The sequence below is a fragment of the Arthrobacter sp. BGA-UO-ETr-C19 genome (genome assembly GCF_059568005.1).
Map to the genome: position 1 here is coordinate 89,963 of NZ_JCAQPC010000015.1, position 17,878 is coordinate 107,840.

General features: G+C 64.8%; 13 protein-coding genes. 5 read left to right on the forward strand and 8 right to left on the reverse strand.

Annotation, left to right across the window (positions count from 1 at the left end; all coding sequences use genetic code 11):
* Window positions 1-38 precede the first annotated feature (38 nt).
* On the reverse strand, window positions 39-1,310 hold the full coding sequence (gene ectB / locus AC57BR_RS07675) for a diaminobutyrate--2-oxoglutarate transaminase (protein ID WP_496359610.1): 1,272 nt from the start codon (window positions 1,308-1,310) through the stop codon (window positions 39-41).
* Window positions 1,311-1,669: 359 nt separating this feature from the next.
* Between ectB and AC57BR_RS07680 the strand changes: the two genes are divergently transcribed.
* Complete coding sequence (locus AC57BR_RS07680; RefSeq protein ID WP_496359175.1) at window positions 1,670-2,809, forward strand: M20/M25/M40 family metallo-hydrolase; 1,140 nt, start codon at window positions 1,670-1,672, stop codon at window positions 2,807-2,809.
* Window positions 2,810-2,831: 22 nt separating this feature from the next.
* Here AC57BR_RS07680 and AC57BR_RS07685 read toward each other — a convergent pair whose 3' ends face one another.
* Entirely contained in the window at window positions 2,832-3,683 is an 852-nt protein-coding gene (locus AC57BR_RS07685) for a 4'-phosphopantetheinyl transferase family protein (protein WP_496359176.1), read from the reverse strand.
* Between the two features lie 86 nt (window positions 3,684-3,769).
* Between AC57BR_RS07685 and AC57BR_RS07690 the strand changes: the two genes are divergently transcribed.
* Both AC57BR_RS07690 and AC57BR_RS07695 read left to right on the forward strand, forming a co-directional pair.
* Window positions 3,770-4,270: a GNAT family N-acetyltransferase gene (locus tag AC57BR_RS07690; RefSeq protein WP_496359177.1), complete on the forward strand. Its 501-nt coding sequence runs from the start codon at window positions 3,770-3,772 to the stop codon at window positions 4,268-4,270.
* Window positions 4,263-5,618: an alpha/beta fold hydrolase gene (locus tag AC57BR_RS07695; RefSeq protein ID WP_496359178.1), complete on the forward strand. Its 1,356-nt coding sequence runs from the start codon at window positions 4,263-4,265 to the stop codon at window positions 5,616-5,618. The genes AC57BR_RS07690 and AC57BR_RS07695 overlap by 8 nt, the downstream gene beginning before the upstream one ends.
* Before the next feature lie 186 nt (window positions 5,619-5,804).
* Here the strand turns inward: AC57BR_RS07695 and AC57BR_RS07700 are convergent, their stop codons facing one another.
* From AC57BR_RS07700 to coaE, 3 genes are all read right to left on the reverse strand, one after another.
* On the reverse strand, window positions 5,805-6,830 hold the full coding sequence (locus AC57BR_RS07700; RefSeq protein WP_496359179.1) for a TerC family protein: 1,026 nt from the start codon (window positions 6,828-6,830) through the stop codon (window positions 5,805-5,807).
* 299 nt (window positions 6,831-7,129) lie between these two features.
* Window positions 7,130-9,229: an excinuclease ABC subunit UvrB gene (gene uvrB, locus AC57BR_RS07705; protein ID WP_496359180.1), complete on the reverse strand. Its 2,100-nt coding sequence runs from the start codon at window positions 9,227-9,229 to the stop codon at window positions 7,130-7,132.
* Between the two features lie 61 nt (window positions 9,230-9,290).
* Window positions 9,291-10,526: a dephospho-CoA kinase gene (gene coaE / locus AC57BR_RS07710; RefSeq protein WP_496359181.1), complete on the reverse strand. Its 1,236-nt coding sequence runs from the start codon at window positions 10,524-10,526 to the stop codon at window positions 9,291-9,293.
* 88 nt (window positions 10,527-10,614) lie between these two features.
* Here coaE and AC57BR_RS07715 point away from each other — a divergent pair, with 88 nt between their 5' ends.
* Both AC57BR_RS07715 and AC57BR_RS07720 read left to right on the forward strand, forming a co-directional pair.
* On the forward strand, window positions 10,615-11,268 hold the full coding sequence (locus tag AC57BR_RS07715; RefSeq protein WP_496359612.1) for a YigZ family protein: 654 nt from the start codon (window positions 10,615-10,617) through the stop codon (window positions 11,266-11,268).
* An 82-nt stretch (window positions 11,269-11,350) separates the two neighbouring features.
* Window positions 11,351-11,917, forward strand: a complete 567-nt coding sequence (locus AC57BR_RS07720) for a type 1 glutamine amidotransferase domain-containing protein (protein ID WP_496359182.1) — start codon at window positions 11,351-11,353, stop codon at window positions 11,915-11,917.
* Window positions 11,918-12,008: 91 nt separating this feature from the next.
* Here AC57BR_RS07720 and rpsA read toward each other — a convergent pair whose 3' ends face one another.
* The 3 genes from rpsA to polA form a co-directional block, all read right to left on the reverse strand.
* Window positions 12,009-13,484, reverse strand: a complete 1,476-nt coding sequence (gene rpsA, locus AC57BR_RS07725; RefSeq protein WP_011691911.1) for a 30S ribosomal protein S1 — start codon at window positions 13,482-13,484, stop codon at window positions 12,009-12,011.
* 192 nt (window positions 13,485-13,676) lie between these two features.
* Window positions 13,677-14,966 carry a GNAT family N-acetyltransferase gene (locus AC57BR_RS07730; RefSeq protein ID WP_496359183.1) on the reverse strand — a complete coding sequence of 430 codons (1,290 nt, stop codon included), beginning with the start codon at window positions 14,964-14,966 and terminating at the stop codon, window positions 13,677-13,679.
* Window positions 14,967-15,060: 94 nt separating this feature from the next.
* On the reverse strand, window positions 15,061-17,700 hold the full coding sequence (polA, locus tag AC57BR_RS07735; RefSeq protein WP_496359614.1) for a DNA polymerase I: 2,640 nt from the start codon (window positions 17,698-17,700) through the stop codon (window positions 15,061-15,063).
* Between the last annotated feature and the right edge of the window lie 178 nt (window positions 17,701-17,878).

Consider the following 17,878-nt stretch of genomic DNA (forward strand, 5'->3'; position numbering starts at 1 on the left):
CTCTATCTGGTGGCTTCGGCCGGGAGACACCGGCGGAGTCAGGCAACAGTTTTCAGGACGGTTCTGCGGCCGGTGACTGATTCGGCCGCTCCGGCGAGGATTGCCAGGCCACGGTCCATGTCCCCGGCGCTGATGGTCAGCGCCGGCATGGTCTTGAGGACTTCATCTTCCGGGCCCGAGGTCTCTACCAGGAGCCCGCGGGCGAATGACTCGGACGCAATCTTCCCCGCGGCCTTGGCATCGGAATAATGGATTCCCGCCAGCAGGCCCCGGCCACGGACGGTAGCCCCCTCAGTTGCCTCCGCGATCCGGGTCAGCCCGGCATGCAGCTGTTGTGTACGGGCGGCTATCCGGGCCTCAAAGTTTTTGTCCTGCCAGAAGTGTTCCAACGCTGCAGCGCCAGTGACAAACGCCAGATTATGGCCGCGGAAGGTTCCGTTGTGCTCCCCCGGCTTCCAGATGTCCAGTTCGCGCTTGAACAAAGTGAGGGCCAGGGGCAGTCCGAAGCCGGAAATGGATTTCGAGAGGCACACGATGTCCGGGACGATGCCTGACTCCTCGAAGCTGAAGAAGGTCCCGGTCCGCCCACATCCGGCCTGCACGTCGTCGACGATGAGCAGGATCCCGTACTGATGGCAGATGTCTGAAAGCTGCCGAAGCCAGGCGGCCCGTGCTGCCCTGAGGCCGCCTTCGCCCTGAACGGTTTCAACAATGATCGCTGCCGGCTTTTCCAGTCCTGAGCCGCGGTCGTCCAGGGCCATGCGGAGCCACTGAAAGTCGGGGGCACCGCCGTCCAGGAATCCGTCGTAGGGGATGCTGGATGCGTTGGTCAGGGGTACGCCGGCACCGTGCCGCTTCATGGAGTTGCCCGTCACAGCCAGCGAGCCAAGGGTCATCCCATGGAAGGCATTGGTGAAACCAAGCACATGGGGACGCCCGGTCACCTTTCTGGCCAGCTTCAGGGCGGCCTCTACACAGTTTGTCCCGGTTGGCCCGGAGAACATGACCTTGTAGTCGAGATCCCGTGGCTTCAGGATCACCTCGTGAAGGGTCTCCAGGAAACGCCTCTTCGCGGCCGTCTTCATGTCAAGGGAGTGGATTACAGCTCCGGAAAGCAGGTAGTCGACGAGAGGTTGAAGGAGCACCGGATGGTTATGCCCGTAGTTCAGGGCTCCGGCGCCGGCAAAGAAATCGATAAACTCGCGCCCGTCCTCGCTGTAGATCGTACTGCCGGCCGCGCGCTCAAAAACGGTGTCCCAGGTACGGCAATAGCAACGGACTTCGGATTCCAGGGATTCAAAAATATCCATCATGGGGTGGTGTTCCTGCCAGCTTGTGTGTGAACGGCGGCGGACTTCGGCGTCCCGACCCAACTCACTTTTCAAGAAGAGCCGCACGGAGCGGCATATGTGGAACACTGCGGCCACACAGATATTTTCCCCAGCAGCGAATATCTGGCTTCCCTGCCGCGAGTACTCCGGGAAGAGCCTTCAAACCTGCTTGTTTGACAGTAGGCAGATTTCGTGGCCCGGCGCAACCACTTGGAGTACCTGCATAATCATCACTCCCAGTACCTGCTTACTCGCACACATGGCCTTTTGTGCGGAGCTCTACCTGACTCTTCCCAGAGGCCTTCCTTGACTCCCAAAACAGGCGTTAGCTTTCAAATATGGACGCGTCCCGCTCGATGCGCAGACCGCGAAAAACCGCAACAGGAGCCGTCATCGCTGCGGTCGCTGTACTGCTGGCGGCGTGTTCGTCCCCATCCGGAAAGGCCCCGGCCGAGCCGCCGCCGGCTGTTACTTTGCCGGCGCAGGAATCGCCGCAGTCGGCCCGGCCGGTGCCCACGGTGCCGGACAGCGTCACCCCGGCGCCGGGAACGGTCACCCCCGCGCCGAAAGCCAGGGCCAGCCAGGTACATGCAGCTTTCGCCAGCAGGAATCTGATGAAGCACCTCGAGGCCCTGCAGAAGGTCGCGGACGACGCGGGCGGAAACCGTGCCTCGGGCACCTCGGGCTACGAGGCCTCCGCCCGGTACGTTGAGGAGCAGCTGCGCGCCGCCGGGTACAAGCCGGTCCGGCAGGTCTTCACCTACCGGGACGACGAGGCGGACGTTGAGACCTTCAACATCCTCGCGGATACTGCGGGCGATCCGGCACACACCATCGTGGTAGGCGGACACCTTGACTCCGTGCGCCGCGGACCCGGGATCAACGACAACGGCAGTGGCGTGGCCGCCATGATTGAAACAGCGCGCTGGATGGCCGAAGCCGGGGTGCGGCCAAAAAACAGGGTCCGTTTTGCCTTCTGGGGCGCCGAAGAGGTTGATCTCCTGGGCTCCAAGCACTACGTGGATTCCCTGGGCAACGGCGAAATTGCCCAGACCATGTTGAATATCAATCTGGACATGATCGCCTCGCCCAACGGCGGACGGTTCGTCCACGACGGTGACGGCTCCACCTTCGGAGACGCAGGACCCAGCGGTTCAGCCGAAATTGAACGCCTCTTCATGGATTACTTCGGCCAAAATGGGCTGGCGGCCGAGCCAACCGTATTCGACGGCGGCTCGGACTATCAGCCCTTCCTGAAGGCCGGTATCCCCACGGGCGGGCTGTTCAGTGGGGACGTTGACGGGAAGACTGCAGACCAGGTCGAGGAATTCGGAGGAGTCGAGGACGACGATCTCGACCCCTGCTATCACAAGAGCTGCGACACCCTGGCGAACATCAACCCCGAGCTCCTCAACGAAATGGCAGGCGCGCTGGGCTACGCCACGGCGGCCTTCGCGATGATGACCCGCCCGGAGTGAGGCCGGGAACCGGGGGTGCGGGTTATGAACGAAGCTTCATGAGCACCGCCACTGCCGCGGTGAAGGAATCCGCCAGCCCCACGGAATCTGGCTCAACTGCGTCGACCAGCCACCTATGAGGGCCGTCTTCCTGGCCACCGGCCACGGGCACCCCCGTCACCAGGGGCTCGGCCGTCACCAGGGGCTCGGCCGTCACCAGGGGCTCGGCCGGCGCCGCCTGCAGAAAGGCCGGCAGCAGCGGAACGGGGCCCGCAACGTCCACGAGACTCGGGTCGACAGCCGCCAGCCCCCTCCCCAGTGCCTTGAGGACCGCCTCCTTGCGCGTCCACAGAAGTGTCTGGACACTCGGCCGGAGTGCGGGCTCTACCCTCTGAAGGTGCTCCCGCTCGCGCTCCGAAAGGGCAACCAGCCCGAACCCCTCGAAGCCTGCCGCTGTACTGCCTTCAAGGTCTACGCCGACTCCCAGCACCTGTTCGTCGGTTGTAGCTGCCAGCAGGCACCAGTCCCCTGCCCGGCTCAGGCTCGCCAGGACGGTCAGGCCGGACGGACCGGACTGGTACCGGGGGGTTCCATGCACGTGGTCGTCCCGTGTGCACTCCCGGCATATGTAGTCGGCCCGCAGCGCTCCGGCGCCGGTCCCTGCCGCCGCGGCGGCGTGGCGACGCAGCGCTATGCGTCCGGCCAGGAACCTGTCCCGCTGCAGTTCGGAACGGAACGACGCCGCCCGCTGACGCTCGCCGTCGTCCAAAGTATCGCCCTGGCGAAGGTCGACGCTGGACAGCTTCACGGCGGCCAGAAGGATCCGGCTGATATCCGGTCCGCCCGGCCTTTCCCCGCCGCTTCCGGTAGGGTTGCTGCGTTGTTGATAGGTCATTGGAATCAACAGCCTATACGCAGTGGCATCCTGTCCTGCGTGCTGCGGCCTGATCCAGCAAGCCCGGACGCAGTAAGCTCGAACCCATGAGTGTAATCCGTCCTGCCACCCCCGCCGACGTTCCCGTAATCCTTCAGCTGATCCACGAGCTGGCTGTCTATGAAAAGGAGCCGGAGGCCGTCCGCAACACCCCGGAGATGCTCGCCGAGGTGCTCTTCGGCAGCAACCCGCGCGTGTACGCCAACATGGCCGAGAACGAGGACGGCGAGGTGCGTGGCTTCGCACTCTGGTTCCTGAACTACTCAACGTGGGAGGGCGTCCACGGGATCTACCTGGAGGACCTCTACGTCACCCCTGAGGCACGCGGCGAGGGCCACGGGAAGGCTCTCTTGCAGCATCTGGCGGCGACCGCCGTCGAACGCGGCTACGCACGAGTTGAATGGAGCGTGCTGGACTGGAACGAACCGTCCATCAACTTCTACCGGAAGCTCGGTGCGTTCCCCATGGAGGAATGGTCCACGTTCCGGCTGACCGGAACGGCGCTGGCCGAATTCGGCAGCCGCAGCGAGGTCGGTGTCCATGGCTGAGGCAACGCTGGACACCACAGTGCGTAAGGACCCCGTCCATACAGTCCGTGCCCGGCACAAGTTCCGTGGCATGCGCACGGCGGAGCACTACTTCACGCTTCCGCTGGACCATTTTTCGGGCCCGGACGGGGACGGCGCGGCAGAGACCATCACAGTCTTCGCCCGCGAGTACGTGTCCGCCGAGCACAGCGCGGCAGAGGCGGCGGACCTGCCCTGGCTCCTGTACCTGCAGGGCGGCCCCGGCGGTCGCGGCAACCGCTTCGCGTCGCTGGGCGGCTGGAGCAAGGCTGCGGCAAAGGACTTCCGCATCCTGATGCTGGACCAGCGGGGAACCGGATTATCCTCCCCCATTGACCGCAACACCCTGCCGCTGCGCGGGGATGCCGCCGCGCAGGCGGGGTACCTGGAGCACTTCCGGGCCGACTCCATCGTTGCTGACGCCGAGCTCATCCGCCAGGCTCTCGGCGCGGAGCCGTGGACCGTCTACGGGCAGAGCTATGGCGGCTTCTGCGCGCTCACCTACCTGTCGTTCGCGCCCACCGGCCTGCGCGAGGTGCTGATCACCGGCGGGCTTGCCCCGCTGACCGGTTCCCCCGACCGGGTCTACCGCGAGACCTTTAAGCGGGTGGCAGCCCGCAACGCAGAGTACTTCGGCTGGTACCCCGAGGACCGGGAAATCGTAAACCGGATCACCAATCACCTCCGCGGCACGGCGGAACACCTCCCGGATGGTTCTCCCCTCACCGTGGAAAGGTTCCAGATGGTGGGATCCTTCCTCGGCGGGAATACCCGGGTGGACAACCTGCACAATCTGCTGGAGGACGCCTTCATTCAGACGCCCGGCGGTCTCCGGCTCTCGGACCCGTTCCTGGAGCAGGTCCGTACCCTGGTCTCGCGCGCAGCCAACCCCCTCTACGCGCTGATGCACGAATCCATCTACGGCCAGGGCATCGCCACTGGCTGGGCGGCCTGGCGGGTCCTCGAAGAGTTCCCCGAGTTCAGCCCCGACGCTGCCGAGATCCTCCTGACCGGCGAGATGGTCTACCCGTGGTACTTCGAGCAGGATCCCGCCCTGAGTCCGCTCAAGGACGTGGCGGAACTGCTGGCGGCCAAGGCTGACTGGAAGCCGCTCTACGACACGGCACAGCTGGCCGCCAACATCGTGCCGGCGGCCGCCGCCGTCTACCGCGACGATATTTACGTGGACCACGGGCTCTCCCTGGAGACCGCCGCCGCCGTCCGCAAACTGAAGACCTGGGAAACCGGCGAGTTCCACCACGACGGCATCGCCGACGACGGCGAGGCCATCTTCGGACGCCTGCTCGGCATGGTCCGCTCCGCCCGCTGAGACCGGCGCGAACGAACACGTAACCCCCGCCGCGCGAACTGGCAGGTAATGCCCGCAAAACGTGGATTTGAGGGCATTACCTGCCAGTTCGCGTTTCGAACCCGCCAGACAGATCTGAAAAGAGACAAAGCAACCCCGGCCACCACGTGGCCGGGGTTGCTTTTCTGCTGAACGGAACAGGGGAACCTAGTCGACGTCGCTCAGGCTCTTCCGGGCGTCCTCCTCGAGGCGGGCGTCCAGCTTGGCCTTCTGCGCGCCGGAGGTCACCAGGCTGGCGATGACGGCGATGATGATGGTGCCGATAATGACCGCGAGCGACACGTACGTCGGGATTTCGGGGGCCCATTCGATGTGGTGTCCGCCGTTGATGAACGGGAGTTCGTTGACGTGCATGGCGTGCAGTATCAGCTTGACGCCGATGAACGCAAGGATGATGGACAGTGCATGCTTCAGGTAGATGAGGCGGTTCATCAGTCCGCCGAGCAGGAAGTACAGCTGCCGCAGGCCCATCAGGGCGAAGATGTTGGCCGTGAAGACGATGAAGGCGCTCTGCGTGAGGCCGAAGATGGCCGGGATGGAGTCGACGGCGAACAGCAGGTCCGTCATGCCGATGGTGATGAAGACGATCAGCATCGGGGTGAAGACCTTCTTGCCGTCCACCGTGGTGCGCAGCTTGCCGCCGTCAAACTTCTCCGACATGGGGATGACCTTGCGGAGCTTGCCGATGAGGGCGTTCTCCTTGTCCTCTTCGTCCTCGCCCTCGTCCTGCGCCTGCTTCCAGGCGGTCCACAGCAGGAAGGCGCCGAAGATGTAGAAGACCCAGCTGAACTGCTCGATCACGATGGCGCCGAGCATGATGAAGATGCCGCGCAGGATCAGCGCGATGATGATGCCCACCATCAACACTTCCTGCTGGTACTTACGCGGCACGGAGAAGCGGGCCATGATGATGATGAAGACAAACAGGTTGTCGATGCTGAGGCTGTACTCAGTCACCCAGCCGGCCACGAACTGGCCGCCGTACTCGGGTCCCGTAAACATGAACATGGCACCGGCGAACACGAGAGCCAATGCCACATAGAAGGCCACCCAAAGGCCGGCTTCCTTCATGGAGGGTTCGTGCGGACGGCGCACTACCAGAAGCAGGTCCATAAGCAGGATGATGCCGAGGACGACGAACGAGCCGACCTCAAACCAGACGGGAAGTTCCACAAAAATGCCTTTCGCAGGGTACAGAAAACCGGTGTAAGTCTCTCCGGCGAACCTGTGCACTTGGTGCTGATGTGGCTGCCCGCTACGCCCGGCAAGGCGTCTGTGCCCTGCGTGTTGACGTTCGTAGCGCTTGGGATACTCCCCTACGTGACCTCCACTTTACCTTAGAGGCGGCGCCCGCCGCGCCAAATGACGCCGCGCCAGACGACACCGGCACGCCAGTTGACGGCGTGGCCCGGTGACGTCTTAGCCCGGTGACGTCGTGTTCCATGGCTGCCCGGCCGGGCACCCCTGTCAGCTTAGGCGTGCCCGGCCGACTGCATCTGGCGCAGTTCCTTCTTGAGTTCGGAAACCTCGTCGCGGATCCGGGCAGCCACTTCGAACTGCAGCTCGGCTGCCGCGCCGTGCATCTGCTCGGTCAGCTGCTCGATCAGGCCCACCAGGTCCTCTGCAGGTGCCGCTGCCAGCCCGTCGGCACGGACGGTGGCCGCGCCCTTGGCGGCGGACTTGCCGCGCTTGGCGCCCTTGGCGAGGCGGTTGTTGTTGAGCAACTCCTGGGTATCGGCGTCTTCCTTGGCCAACTGGTCGGTGATGTCGGCGATCTTCTTCCGCAGCGGTTGCGGATCGATGCCTCTTTCCGTGTTGTACGCCACCTGAATAGCGCGGCGGCGGTTGGTTTCCTCGATAGCGTGCGCCATGGAATCCGTGATGCGATCGGCGTACATGTGCACCTGCCCGGAGACGTTCCTGGCGGCACGGCCGATGGTCTGGATCAGCGAGGTGGACGACCGCAGGAAGCCTTCCTTGTCTGCGTCCAGAATGCTCACTAGTGAGACCTCGGGCAGGTCCAGGCCTTCCCGGAGCAGGTTGATGCCCACCAGGACGTCGAACGTGCCCATCCGGAGTTCGCGAAGCAGCTCCACGCGCCGCAGGGTGTCCACGTCCGAATGCAGATACTCCACCTTCACGCCGTGGCCCAGCAGGTAGTCGGTCAGGTCCTCCGCCATCCGCTTGGTGAGCGTGGTGACCAGGACACGTTCATTCTTCTCTGTCCGCGTCTTGATTTCACCGAGCAGGTCATCGATCTGACCCTTGGTCGGCTTGACGACCACTTCAGGGTCGATCAGGCCGGTGGGCCGGATGATCTGCTGGACAAAGCCGTCAGCCTTGCCGAGTTCATACTTTCCGGGAGTGGCGGACAGATAGACGGTCTGGCCGACGCGCTGGAGGAATTCGTCCCACTTGAGTGGACGGTTGTCCATGGCGGAGGGCAGGCGGAACCCAAAGTCCACCAGGTTCCGCTTGCGGGACATGTCGCCCTCGTACATGGCGCCGATCTGCGGGACGGTGACGTGGGATTCATCGATCACCAGCAGGAAGTCGTCAGGGAAATAATCAAGGAGGCAGTGCGGAGCCGTACCGGGGGCACGGCCATCGATGTGTACGGAGTAGTTCTCGATGCCGTTACAGAAGCCCATCTGCTGCATCATCTCGAGGTCGTACGTGGTGCGCATCCGCAGCCGCTGGGCTTCGACAAGTTTGTTCTGGCTTTCCAGGACCTGCAGCCGGTCGGCAAGTTCGTCTTCGATCCGCTTGATTGCCCTGGCCATGCGCTCGGGTCCGGCGACGTAGTGCGAGGCCGGGAAGACGTACATTTCCTCCTCGTCCCGGATCACTTCACCGGTCAGCGGATGCAGCGTGTGGATGTTCTCAATCTCGTCGCCGAAAAACTCGATCCGGATGGCCAGTTCCTCGTACATCGGGATAATTTCCACGGTGTCGCCGCGGACCCGGAAGGTACCGCGGTGGAAGTCCATGTCATTGCGCACGTATTGCATGGACACGAATTTCCGCAGGAGGTCGTCGCGGTTCATCTCATCACCCTTGCGGAGAGTGACCATGCCGGCGATGTACTCTTCGGGTGTGCCGAGGCCATAGATGCAGGACACCGTGGCCACCACGATGACGTCGCGGCGGGTCAGCAGGGCGTTGGTGGCTGAGTGGCGAAGCCGTTCCACTTCCTCATTGATGGAGGAGTCCTTCTCGATGAAGGTGTCCGTCTGCGCCACATAGGCCTCGGGCTGGTAGTAGTCGTAGTAGGAGACGAAGTATTCCACCGCGTTGTTGGGCAGCAGCTCGCGGAACTCGTTGGCCAGCTGTGCAGCAAGGGTCTTGTTCTGGACCATCACCAGGGTGGGCCGCTGCACCTGCTCCACCAGCCACGCCGTCGTGGCGCTCTTGCCGGTGCCCGTGGCGCCCAGCAGGACCACGTCCTTTTCACCGTTCTTGATGCGTTCGGTGAGTTCGGCGATGGCCGCCGGCTGGTCACCGGCCGGCTGGAACTCGCTAATGACCTCGAAGGGGGCAACGACGCGGTTGATCTCCTGCGCAAGACTCATGCATCTAATCTACCGCCGGCCACTGACAGGAACCCCCGGATTCAGCTTTGGGCTGTACCTGTCACCCCTGGGCCCCGTCGGCGGAGGTGGAAACGTACGACGGCGGCTGCCAGCCGCTGCTTCCGGCCCACCGCTCCATTCCGGGAGCCCCCACGTCCCGGAACCAGGCTTCCTTGTCGTCGGCATAGCCGGAGGTGTCGGCGTCGGAGGCGTGCAGTTCTGCCACCCGGTGCTTCTCCGCTGCATACTTCTCCCGCGCGGCCGGGTCGGCGCGCAGCCAGTCGCGGAAACAGAGGGCGAAGCGCCAGCCTGGTGAACCCGCCACCCGGACATGGAGATTTACCGGGCGGCCGGGATCGGCATTGCCGTGCAGGCGCTTGGACCAGGCAGCGGGATCGTTGCGCCCGTGGGGGCTGTCCATCAGGATGCCCGGCCAGAGCGGGAACCCCGCGGCACCCAGCAGGGGCGCAATCCGGTCTGCCGCCGCGAGGTCAGAGACCACGAGCTGCAGGTCGATGACGTCCTTCGCCTCGAGGCCGGAAACCGACGTCGACCCGATGTGGTCCACAGCCAGAATGTCGTCCGGCGCCGCGGCCTTCAGCCGTTCGGCCAGGCCGGCAGCCTGGCGCGGCCAGTCCGAGTTCGACGCGGCCAGGACGGGCGCGCCGCTGCGGGCGGCCACTGTGGCCTGGCTGATGTTCCGCGCGAAAGGCAGCAGGCGCCCGTCCCACAGATGGTCCACCGCCGTCAGCAGCTCCTCGCGCGTGCCCGAGTTGGTGAGGACCACGTCCGCTGCGGCGAGCCGGTCCTGCCGGGACGCCTGGGCGGCCATCCGTGAACGCGCATCCGCTTCAGCCATTCCACGGTGCTCGGTCATGCGCTGCAGCCGGACATCCTCGGGCGCATCCACCACCAGAACGAGGTGGAAGCTCCTCTGCTGTCCGGTTTCCACCAGGAGCGGGATGTCCTGCACCACCACGGCGTCCCCCGGCGCCTCCGCTATCACCGCCGCGGCGCGTTCCCGGACCAGCGGATGGACGATGCCGTTGAGCTCCTCACGCCGTTCCGGCTGCTGAAACACGATGGCACCGAGGCGCGGCCGGTCGAGCCGCCCCTCGCCGTCGAGGATCTCCGGGCCGAACGCGTCCACGACGGCCGCGAGGCCCGGAGTGCCCGGTTCCACGACTTCCCGGGCGATCGCGTCGGCGTCGACGAGTACAGCCCCCAGCTCCGCCAAACGTGTTGCCACCAGCGACTTCCCCGAGGCGATGCCGCCCGTCAACCCAATCTTCAGCACTCCCCAAGACTAAACTGAACCGGTGGCAGAAGAGGCAGTTCCAACACAGGCAGAGACGACACAAAGCAGGACGTCGTCCTTCACCACCCTGGCTGCCGGGGACGGATTCCGCCACGAGATCGAGATCAAGCGCTCCCGGTTCATCACCGTGCTGCGCCGCGCGGCGACCGAAGAAGACGCCCGCGCCCTGGTGTCCGAACTCCGCCGCGAGTTCCATGACGCTCGGCACCACTGCTCGGCCTTCGTGCTTGGGCCGGACCGTGACATCCAGCGCTCCAGCGATGACGGTGAGCCCTCCGGCACGGCCGGAATCCCCATGCTGGAGGCCCTTCTCCGGCGGGAAACCGCCCCAGGGGTGACAGACCTCAGCGACGTGAGCGCCGTCGTCGTGCGCTATTTCGGCGGGATACTGCTGGGAGCCGGCGGGCTGGTCCGCGCCTACTCCGATTCAGTCTCGACGGCGCTCGAACTGGCTCCGATGGTGCAGCGCCGGCGGCTGCGCATTTGTGCCGTGCGGGTACCGCACGCCGCGGCCGGGCGGCTCGAGAACGACCTGCGCAGCGCGGGCTACGCGATGGCGGAGACCGGTTATGAAGCCCAGTCCGCGGTGCTGCGGCTCGCCCTGCCCGATGCGGCCGATGATCTGGCGGCGGCCGCCGACCGGCTGGCGGCCTTGACCGCCGGAAGCGCGGCCCTCCAGCACGAGGGCACGGAGTGGATTGACGTCCCCCACTCACAGTAGGCCGAACGAATAATCAGCTTGCTTATGAGTTTCTGCTTTCCTAGGGTGGACCTGTAAGGCATCACTCGGAAAAGGAGGACGTATGTCAGAGCACGACATCACCGGCAAGAGGGTCGCGTTCCTGCTGACGGACGGCGTGGAGCAGGTTGAACTGACGAGCCCGTGGGACGCGGTCAAGAACGCCGGCGGCGAGCCCGTCCTAGTAGCTCCAAAGAGCGGAAAACTCCAGGGTTTTGAGGGCGTCGAGAAGGGCGATACCTTTGACGTCGACCTGACCCTGAAGGACGCCAACGCCTCGGACTTCCATGCCCTGGTGATTCCGGGCGGCGTGGTGAACGCCGACCACCTCAGGGTGGACAAGGACGCGCAGGCGTTTGCCCGCAGTTTCTTTGAACAGCACAAGCCCGTGGCGGCGATCTGCCATGGCCCGTGGCTGCTCATCGACGCGGGCGTCGTCAAGGGCAGGAACCTTACCTCGTACCACACGCTGGCCACGGACCTGCGGAACGCGGGCGCCAACTGGAGCGACCAGGAAGTCGTGGTGGACCAGGGCTTCGTGACCAGCAGGAAGCCGGACGACCTTCCCGCATTCAACAACAAGGTGCTGGAGGAGATCGCCGAAGGCGAGCACGCCGGCCAGACCGCCTGACATTCCACAGGCAGAACGATAAACAAAAAGGTGGCCGCCCCCTTTCGGGGACGGCCACCTTTTCAGTGGCAATTTAGCTAGTGCCGGGCAATTAGTTGCCGGTCAGCTTCTCGCGCAGGGCGGCAAGAGCCTCGTCCGAAGCAAGCGTGCCTGCACCGGTTTCGGCTGCAGCCGGCTCGGAGGAGTAGCTGGTGGTGCCGGAATCGCTGTCGCCGGACGTTGCAGCTGCAGCGTCGTCGGCAGCGTGCTGGGCAACCTGCTTCTTGTGTGCTTCCCAGCGGGTCTGGGCGTCAGCGTACTGCTGCTCCCAGGCGGCGCGCTGGTTCTCGTAGCCTTCAAGCCACTCGTTGGACTCCGGGTCGAAGCCCTCCGGGTACTTGTAGTTGCCCTCTTCGTCGTACTCAGCGGCCATGCCGTACAGAGCGGGATCGAACTCGGTGCTGTCGGCGTCAACGCCCTCGTTCGCCTGCTTGAGGGAGAGGGAGATGCGGCGGCGCTCGAGGTCGATGTCGATGACCTTGACGAACAGCTCGTCGCCAACGGAGACAACCTGCTCAGCCAGTTCAACGTGACGGACAGCCAGCTCGGAGATGTGAACGAGGCCTTCGATGCCGTCTTCGACGCGAACGAACGCACCGAACGGAACCAGCTTGGTGACCTTACCCGGAACAACCTGGCCGAGGGCGTGGGTGCGGGCGAAGGTCTGCCACGGATCTTCCTGCGTAGCCTTGAGCGACAGGGAAACACGCTCGCGGTCCAGATCGACCTCGAGGACCTCGACGGTGACTTCCTGGCCAACCTCGACAACCTCGGACGGGTGGTCGATGTGCTTCCAGGACAGCTCGGAAACGTGAACCAGGCCGTCTACGCCGCCCAGGTCCACGAAGGCACCGAAGTTGACGATGGAGGAAACGACGCCGGGACGGACCTGGCCCTTTTCCAGCTTGTTGAGGAACGTGGAGCGGACCTCGGACTGGGTCTGCTCGAGCCATGCACGGCGGGACAGCACAACGTTGTTACGGTTCTTGTCCAGCTCGATGATCTTGGCTTCGATCTGCTGACCGATGTACGGAGCCAGGTCGCGCACGCGGCGCATCTCGACGAGGGATGCGGGCAGGAAGCCGCGCAGGCCGATGTCGAGGATAAGACCACCCTTGACAACCTCGATGACGGTACCGGTGACAACACCGTCTTCTTCCTTGACCTTCTCGATGTCGCCCCAGGCACGCTCGTACTGAGCGCGCTTCTTGGAGAGGATCAGGCGGCCTTCTTTGTCTTCCTTGGTGAGCACCAGGGCTTCGACCTGATCGCCAACGGAGACGACGTCTCCGGGGTCAACGTCGTGCTTGATGGAAAGCTCGCGGGAGGGAATGACACCTTCGGTCTTGTAACCGATGTCGAGCAGAACTTCGTCGCGGTCGACCTTGACGACGGTACCTTCGACGAGGTCTCCGTCGTTGAAGTACTTGATGGTCGCGTCGACAGCTGCGAGGAAGTCCTCAGCGGTACCGATGTCGTTGATCGCGACTACGGGGGTACCGGGCTTCTCGGTGGAGGTGATGGTCATGTAGTAGGGGCTCCGTTGTGGATAGTTAGTCGGTCAGGCAAACCGCCGCGCCTGCGTTATGGAACGCAGGCGCAGGTGCGGGCACTTCGCAGCGAAGTGCCTGGTCATCCTGATTTTGTGGATTGAAGAAAAAGCGTGCACGTAGTCCACGCCCGTTCATTCTAGTGGCAAGCGCCAAGCGGGGTCAAAGCGCTAGAAATGCGTCAGGCAATGCGGCGCGCGTTCGACGGCGAACATTAGCTGCCCTTGGAGTGCGGCACCTGGTGTGTGCTCCAGGATCCGGCCCGCAGCCTTCAGCGTGACAGGACAGACCGCGCCGAGGTAAATGGAGGCAAGGTCCGCCACGTCCATCGACAGGTCCGGCTGCGTGTCCATGGCCGCCGCGGAAACGGTGGCCTCGCCGCCCCTGGCGTCAAGGATGAAGGTGCCGCCGGCGAAGCCCAGCGGGTCCTCGATGCCCAGGACCAGCGTGCCGTCCACCGGATAGCGCCTGGCGCTGAGCGCGCCGGCGCTGTCCAGGATCCGGAGCCACAGCATGTCCCTGTGATCGGATGCTTCGACGCAGCGGGGGTCCGACAGGGCCCAGACCAGCGGATCGTCCACCGGAGCGTCCGACCAGCTGACCCGCTGGATGAGGTCTATGCTGCCGAGGAACTGCCACAGTTCAAGGTACGCGGCGTCGGTGGCGGCCACGAGGTCCACCACCTCCACGGTGTACGGTTTGGTGTCCCAGCCGGCGAACTTGTAGGACACGTAGCCGTCCACGGTTCCGTCCGCGTCATAGTGCAGAGCGCATTTGATGGCTTCGTCTTCGTTGCCGTCACGTCCGACTGTCCCTGAGACGTTCTGCCGGTAGGCCTCCTGCCGGACGATCGACCCGGGAGTGTCCCGGTGGACGCGTTCGAACACTTCGGGGGCAAGCTCCAGGAGCACCTTGCGGTCGGCGATCTCCACAGTCCCCGACGGCACGTGGCGGAGGCCGAAGCGGGGACCGGTGTCCACCTTGATGCTGCGCTCGGATGTTGCGACGCCGTAACCGAACCGGCCGTAGATCGACCCCTCCGATGCGGTCAGCGCGGCCATCGCCAGCCCCTCCGCCTTCGCCGCGGTGAGGTCTTCGGTCATCATGCGGCGCAGGAGGCCCTGGCGCCGGTGCGTCCCGCGCACTGTCACGGCCGTGACCATGTGTGTCCGGAGCTGGCGGCCGTAGCCGACGTTCAGGTCCTTGCGGAGCGTGCCGAACGTGGCCACGGGAATGTCCGCCGCCAGGGAATGCGGTGCCACGTCGCCGGTCTGGTAGACGCCGGTCAGCTCGCGGTCGTCGCGCCGGTACATGGCCATGATCTTGTCCACGAACTCGTCGCTGCGGCGGCTGTCGTGGAAGCCGAAGGCCACCGCCTGGAGCCAATCAGTTCCCCGGGCATAGTCGGGCGCACCCTTGTCCGCCGCCCTGAACCGCCTGATCTCGTACTTGTCCGCCACGTGCCCGCTCCCCCTTGAACCGATGAATGATGTAAACCCGAATCAGTGGCGCGCGGGGCACCCGCGTAGAGTGCCCTGCGCGCCGTGTACTTGGCTAGTGGCCGGCGTCGTACCAGCTGGTGCCGACGCCGATCTGGACTTCCAGCGGAACGCTGAGTTCAGCGGCGGCAGCCATCTGCTCCGTGACGAGCTTTTCGACTGCCTCACGTTCGCCCCCGGCCACTTCCAGCACCAGCTCGTCATGGACCTGCAGCAGCATGCGTGACTTCAGTCCCTGCGCGGCCAGTTCCGAATGCACACCCAGCATGGCGCGCTTGATGATGTCCGCGGCGGAGCCCTGGATGGGCGAGTTCAGGGCGATGCGCTCGGCGTTCTCGCGCAGCTGACGGTCCGTGCTGGTGAGGTCCGGCAGGTAGCGCCGCCGGCCTTCGATCGTGGCGGTGTAGCCGTCCACCCGGGCCTGGTCCACCACTCCGCGGAGGTAATCCCGCACGGCACCGAACCGGTCGAAGTAGTCCTTCATGAGGTTCCTGGCCTCGTCCACCGAGATCTCAAGCTGCTTGGACAGCCCGAACGAGGTCAGCCCGTAGGCCAGGCCGTAGGACATGGCCTTGACCTTGGAGCGCATCGCGCTGGTCACCTCGGCCGGCGGCACGTGGAAGATGGACGAGCCGACGAAGCGGTGCAGGTCCTCCCCCTCGCGGTAGGCCTCGATCAGCCCGGCGTCCCCGGACAGGTGCGCCATGATGCGCATTTCGATCTGCGAGTAGTCCGCGGACAGCAGGCACTCGTAGCCGTCGCTGACCACGAAGATGCCACGCACGCGGCGGCCTTCCTCACTGCGGATCGGGATGTTCTGCAGGTTGGGGTTGTTGGACGAGATGCGCCCGGTGGCGGCCACGTTCTGGGCGTAGGTGGTGTGGATGCGCCCGTCCTCCGCCACCGACTTCTTCAGCGTCTCCACCATCTGCCGCAGCTTCGCCGATTCGCGGTGAGCCATGAGCTGGACCAGGAATTCGTGCCCGGTCTTCTCCAGCAGGTTCTTCAGCGACGCAGCGTCCGTGGTGTAGCCGGACTTGATCTTCTTGGTCTTGGGCAGTTGCAGCTCCTCGAAGAGGACGGTCTGCAGCTGCTTCGGCGAACCGAGGTTCACCTCGTGGCCGATCGCAGCGAACGCCCGTTCCTGGGCGTCGTCGATCACCCTGGCCAGATCCGCCAACTGTTCGTCCATCAGCTCCATGGAGACGGCGATGCCGGCCGTCTCCATGTCCGCCAGGACACGGGCCACCGGCAGTTCCAGCGTGGCCAGCAGGTCTTCGGCCTTGCGGTCCTTCAGTTCCGATTCGAAGTACTGGCTCAGCTTATGCACGACGGCGGCCACTTGGACCAGCGCACCGGACGCCGCAGCGGCGTCGTCGTCGAATGCCAACTCGAGCTGCCCCGCTTTGGCGGCCTCGGGCGTGATGTGGATGTTCAGGTGGAACTGGGCCAGTTCGGCCAGTTCATAGGTGCGGCGGTCGGGCTGGATGAGGTAGCCGGAGATGGACGTGTCATCCACCACGCCCTCCAGGCCGAACCCTCGGTTGGCCAGTGCCTTCAGCGCCGCCTTGTAGCCGTGCATCACCTTCGGGGATCCCGCGTCCCGGAGCCACTGGGCCAGCACGTTTTCCGCCTCGGCGTCCAGCGTGGTGAGGTCCACGTAGGCCGCGGCATCGTCCCGCACGATCGCGACGGCGTCCGCGTCCTCGCCGATCCGGCCGGGCAGCACGTCCACAGCGAGGGCAGAGCGCTGACCTGCCCCGGCCTCGAGGAAGGCCCGTAGTGCGCCAGCCTCAGTCAGCGTGGCGAAGTCCCTGCTCTCCAGGGGCTCGCGCTCCGGTGCCGGGGCCTCGCTGGCATAAAGATCAAAGAGCCGGGTGCGGATGGTCTTGAATTCGAGCTCGTCGAAGAGCTCCTCGAGCGCCTGCTGGTCCGGCCGTGGATCAGCCAGTTCGTCCAGCGTCACCGGGAGGTCAAGGTCGGTGTGGAGCTGGTTCAGCTTGCGGTTGCGCTTGACTGCGTCCACGTTGGCGCGCAGCGAGTCCCCCACCTTCCCGCCGATGGCATCGAGGTGTTCCAGCACGCCTTCGAGGCCGCCGTAGAGGTTGATCCACTTGGCTGCTGTCTTGGGCCCGACGCCGGGGACGCCCGGCAGGTTGTCCGCGGTCTCGCCCACCAGGGCCGCGAGGTCCGAATAGCGGGAGGGGCTGACGAAGTACTTTTCCTCAACCGCGGCGGCGTCCATGCGCGGGATGTCGCTGACACCCTTCTTCGGGTACAGCACGAACACGTTGTCGGTGATGAGCTGGAAGGCGTCGCGGTCGCCGGACACGAGCAGGACCTCGTAGCCGGCCTTTTCACCCATGGCGGCGAGCGTCGCCAGGATGTCGTCCGCCTCATAGCCGGGCATCTTGATGGTCTTGATGCCCCACGCGCCCATGACCTGGTCGATGAGGTCGATCTGGCCGCTCATTTCCCGGGGCGTCTCGTTGCGGCCGCCCTTGTACTCGCTGTACTCGGCCTTGCGGTGAGTGGTGTCATCCGAGACGTCGAAAGCGACCGCGACGTGGGTCGGCTTCTGCTCCTTGATCAGGTTGATGAGCATGGATGTGAAGCCGTGGATCGCGTTGGTGTGCTGGCCCCGGGCGGTTGAGAACTTGTCAGCCGGGAGGGCAAAGAAGGCCCGGAAGGCCATGGAGTGCCCGTCCAGCACCAGAAGCCGGGGCTGCTCCGTCATGGGAACCACGGGAGCCTCGGTGGCCGACACCGACGCGGCGCCAGGCGAGGACACCGGAATGTCCTGAAGGGTCTGGGTTGTGGACGGAATTGGGGCCGGTTTGGTTGTTTCACTCACAGGTGCCAGCCTAGTTGCC

Coding starts and splice junctions, on each gene's coding strand:
- ectB (WP_496359610.1), bottom strand. CDS start 1,310: ATGGATATTTTTGAATCCCTGGAATCCGAAGTCCGTTGCTATTGCCGT.
- AC57BR_RS07680 (WP_496359175.1), top strand. CDS start 1,670: ATGGACGCGTCCCGCTCGATGCGCAGACCGCGAAAAACCGCAACAGGA.
- AC57BR_RS07685 (WP_496359176.1), bottom strand. CDS start 3,683: ATGACCTATCAACAACGCAGCAACCCTACCGGAAGCGGCGGGGAAAGG.
- AC57BR_RS07690 (WP_496359177.1), top strand. CDS start 3,770: ATGAGTGTAATCCGTCCTGCCACCCCCGCCGACGTTCCCGTAATCCTT.
- AC57BR_RS07695 (WP_496359178.1), top strand. CDS start 4,263: ATGGCTGAGGCAACGCTGGACACCACAGTGCGTAAGGACCCCGTCCAT.
- uvrB (WP_496359180.1), bottom strand. CDS start 9,229: ATGAGTCTTGCGCAGGAGATCAACCGCGTCGTTGCCCCCTTCGAGGTC.
- AC57BR_RS07720 (WP_496359182.1), top strand. CDS start 11,351: ATGTCAGAGCACGACATCACCGGCAAGAGGGTCGCGTTCCTGCTGACG.
- rpsA (WP_011691911.1), bottom strand. CDS start 13,484: ATGACCATCACCTCCACCGAGAAGCCCGGTACCCCCGTAGTCGCGATC.
- polA (WP_496359614.1), bottom strand. CDS start 17,700: ATGGCCTTCCGGGCCTTCTTTGCCCTCCCGGCTGACAAGTTCTCAACC.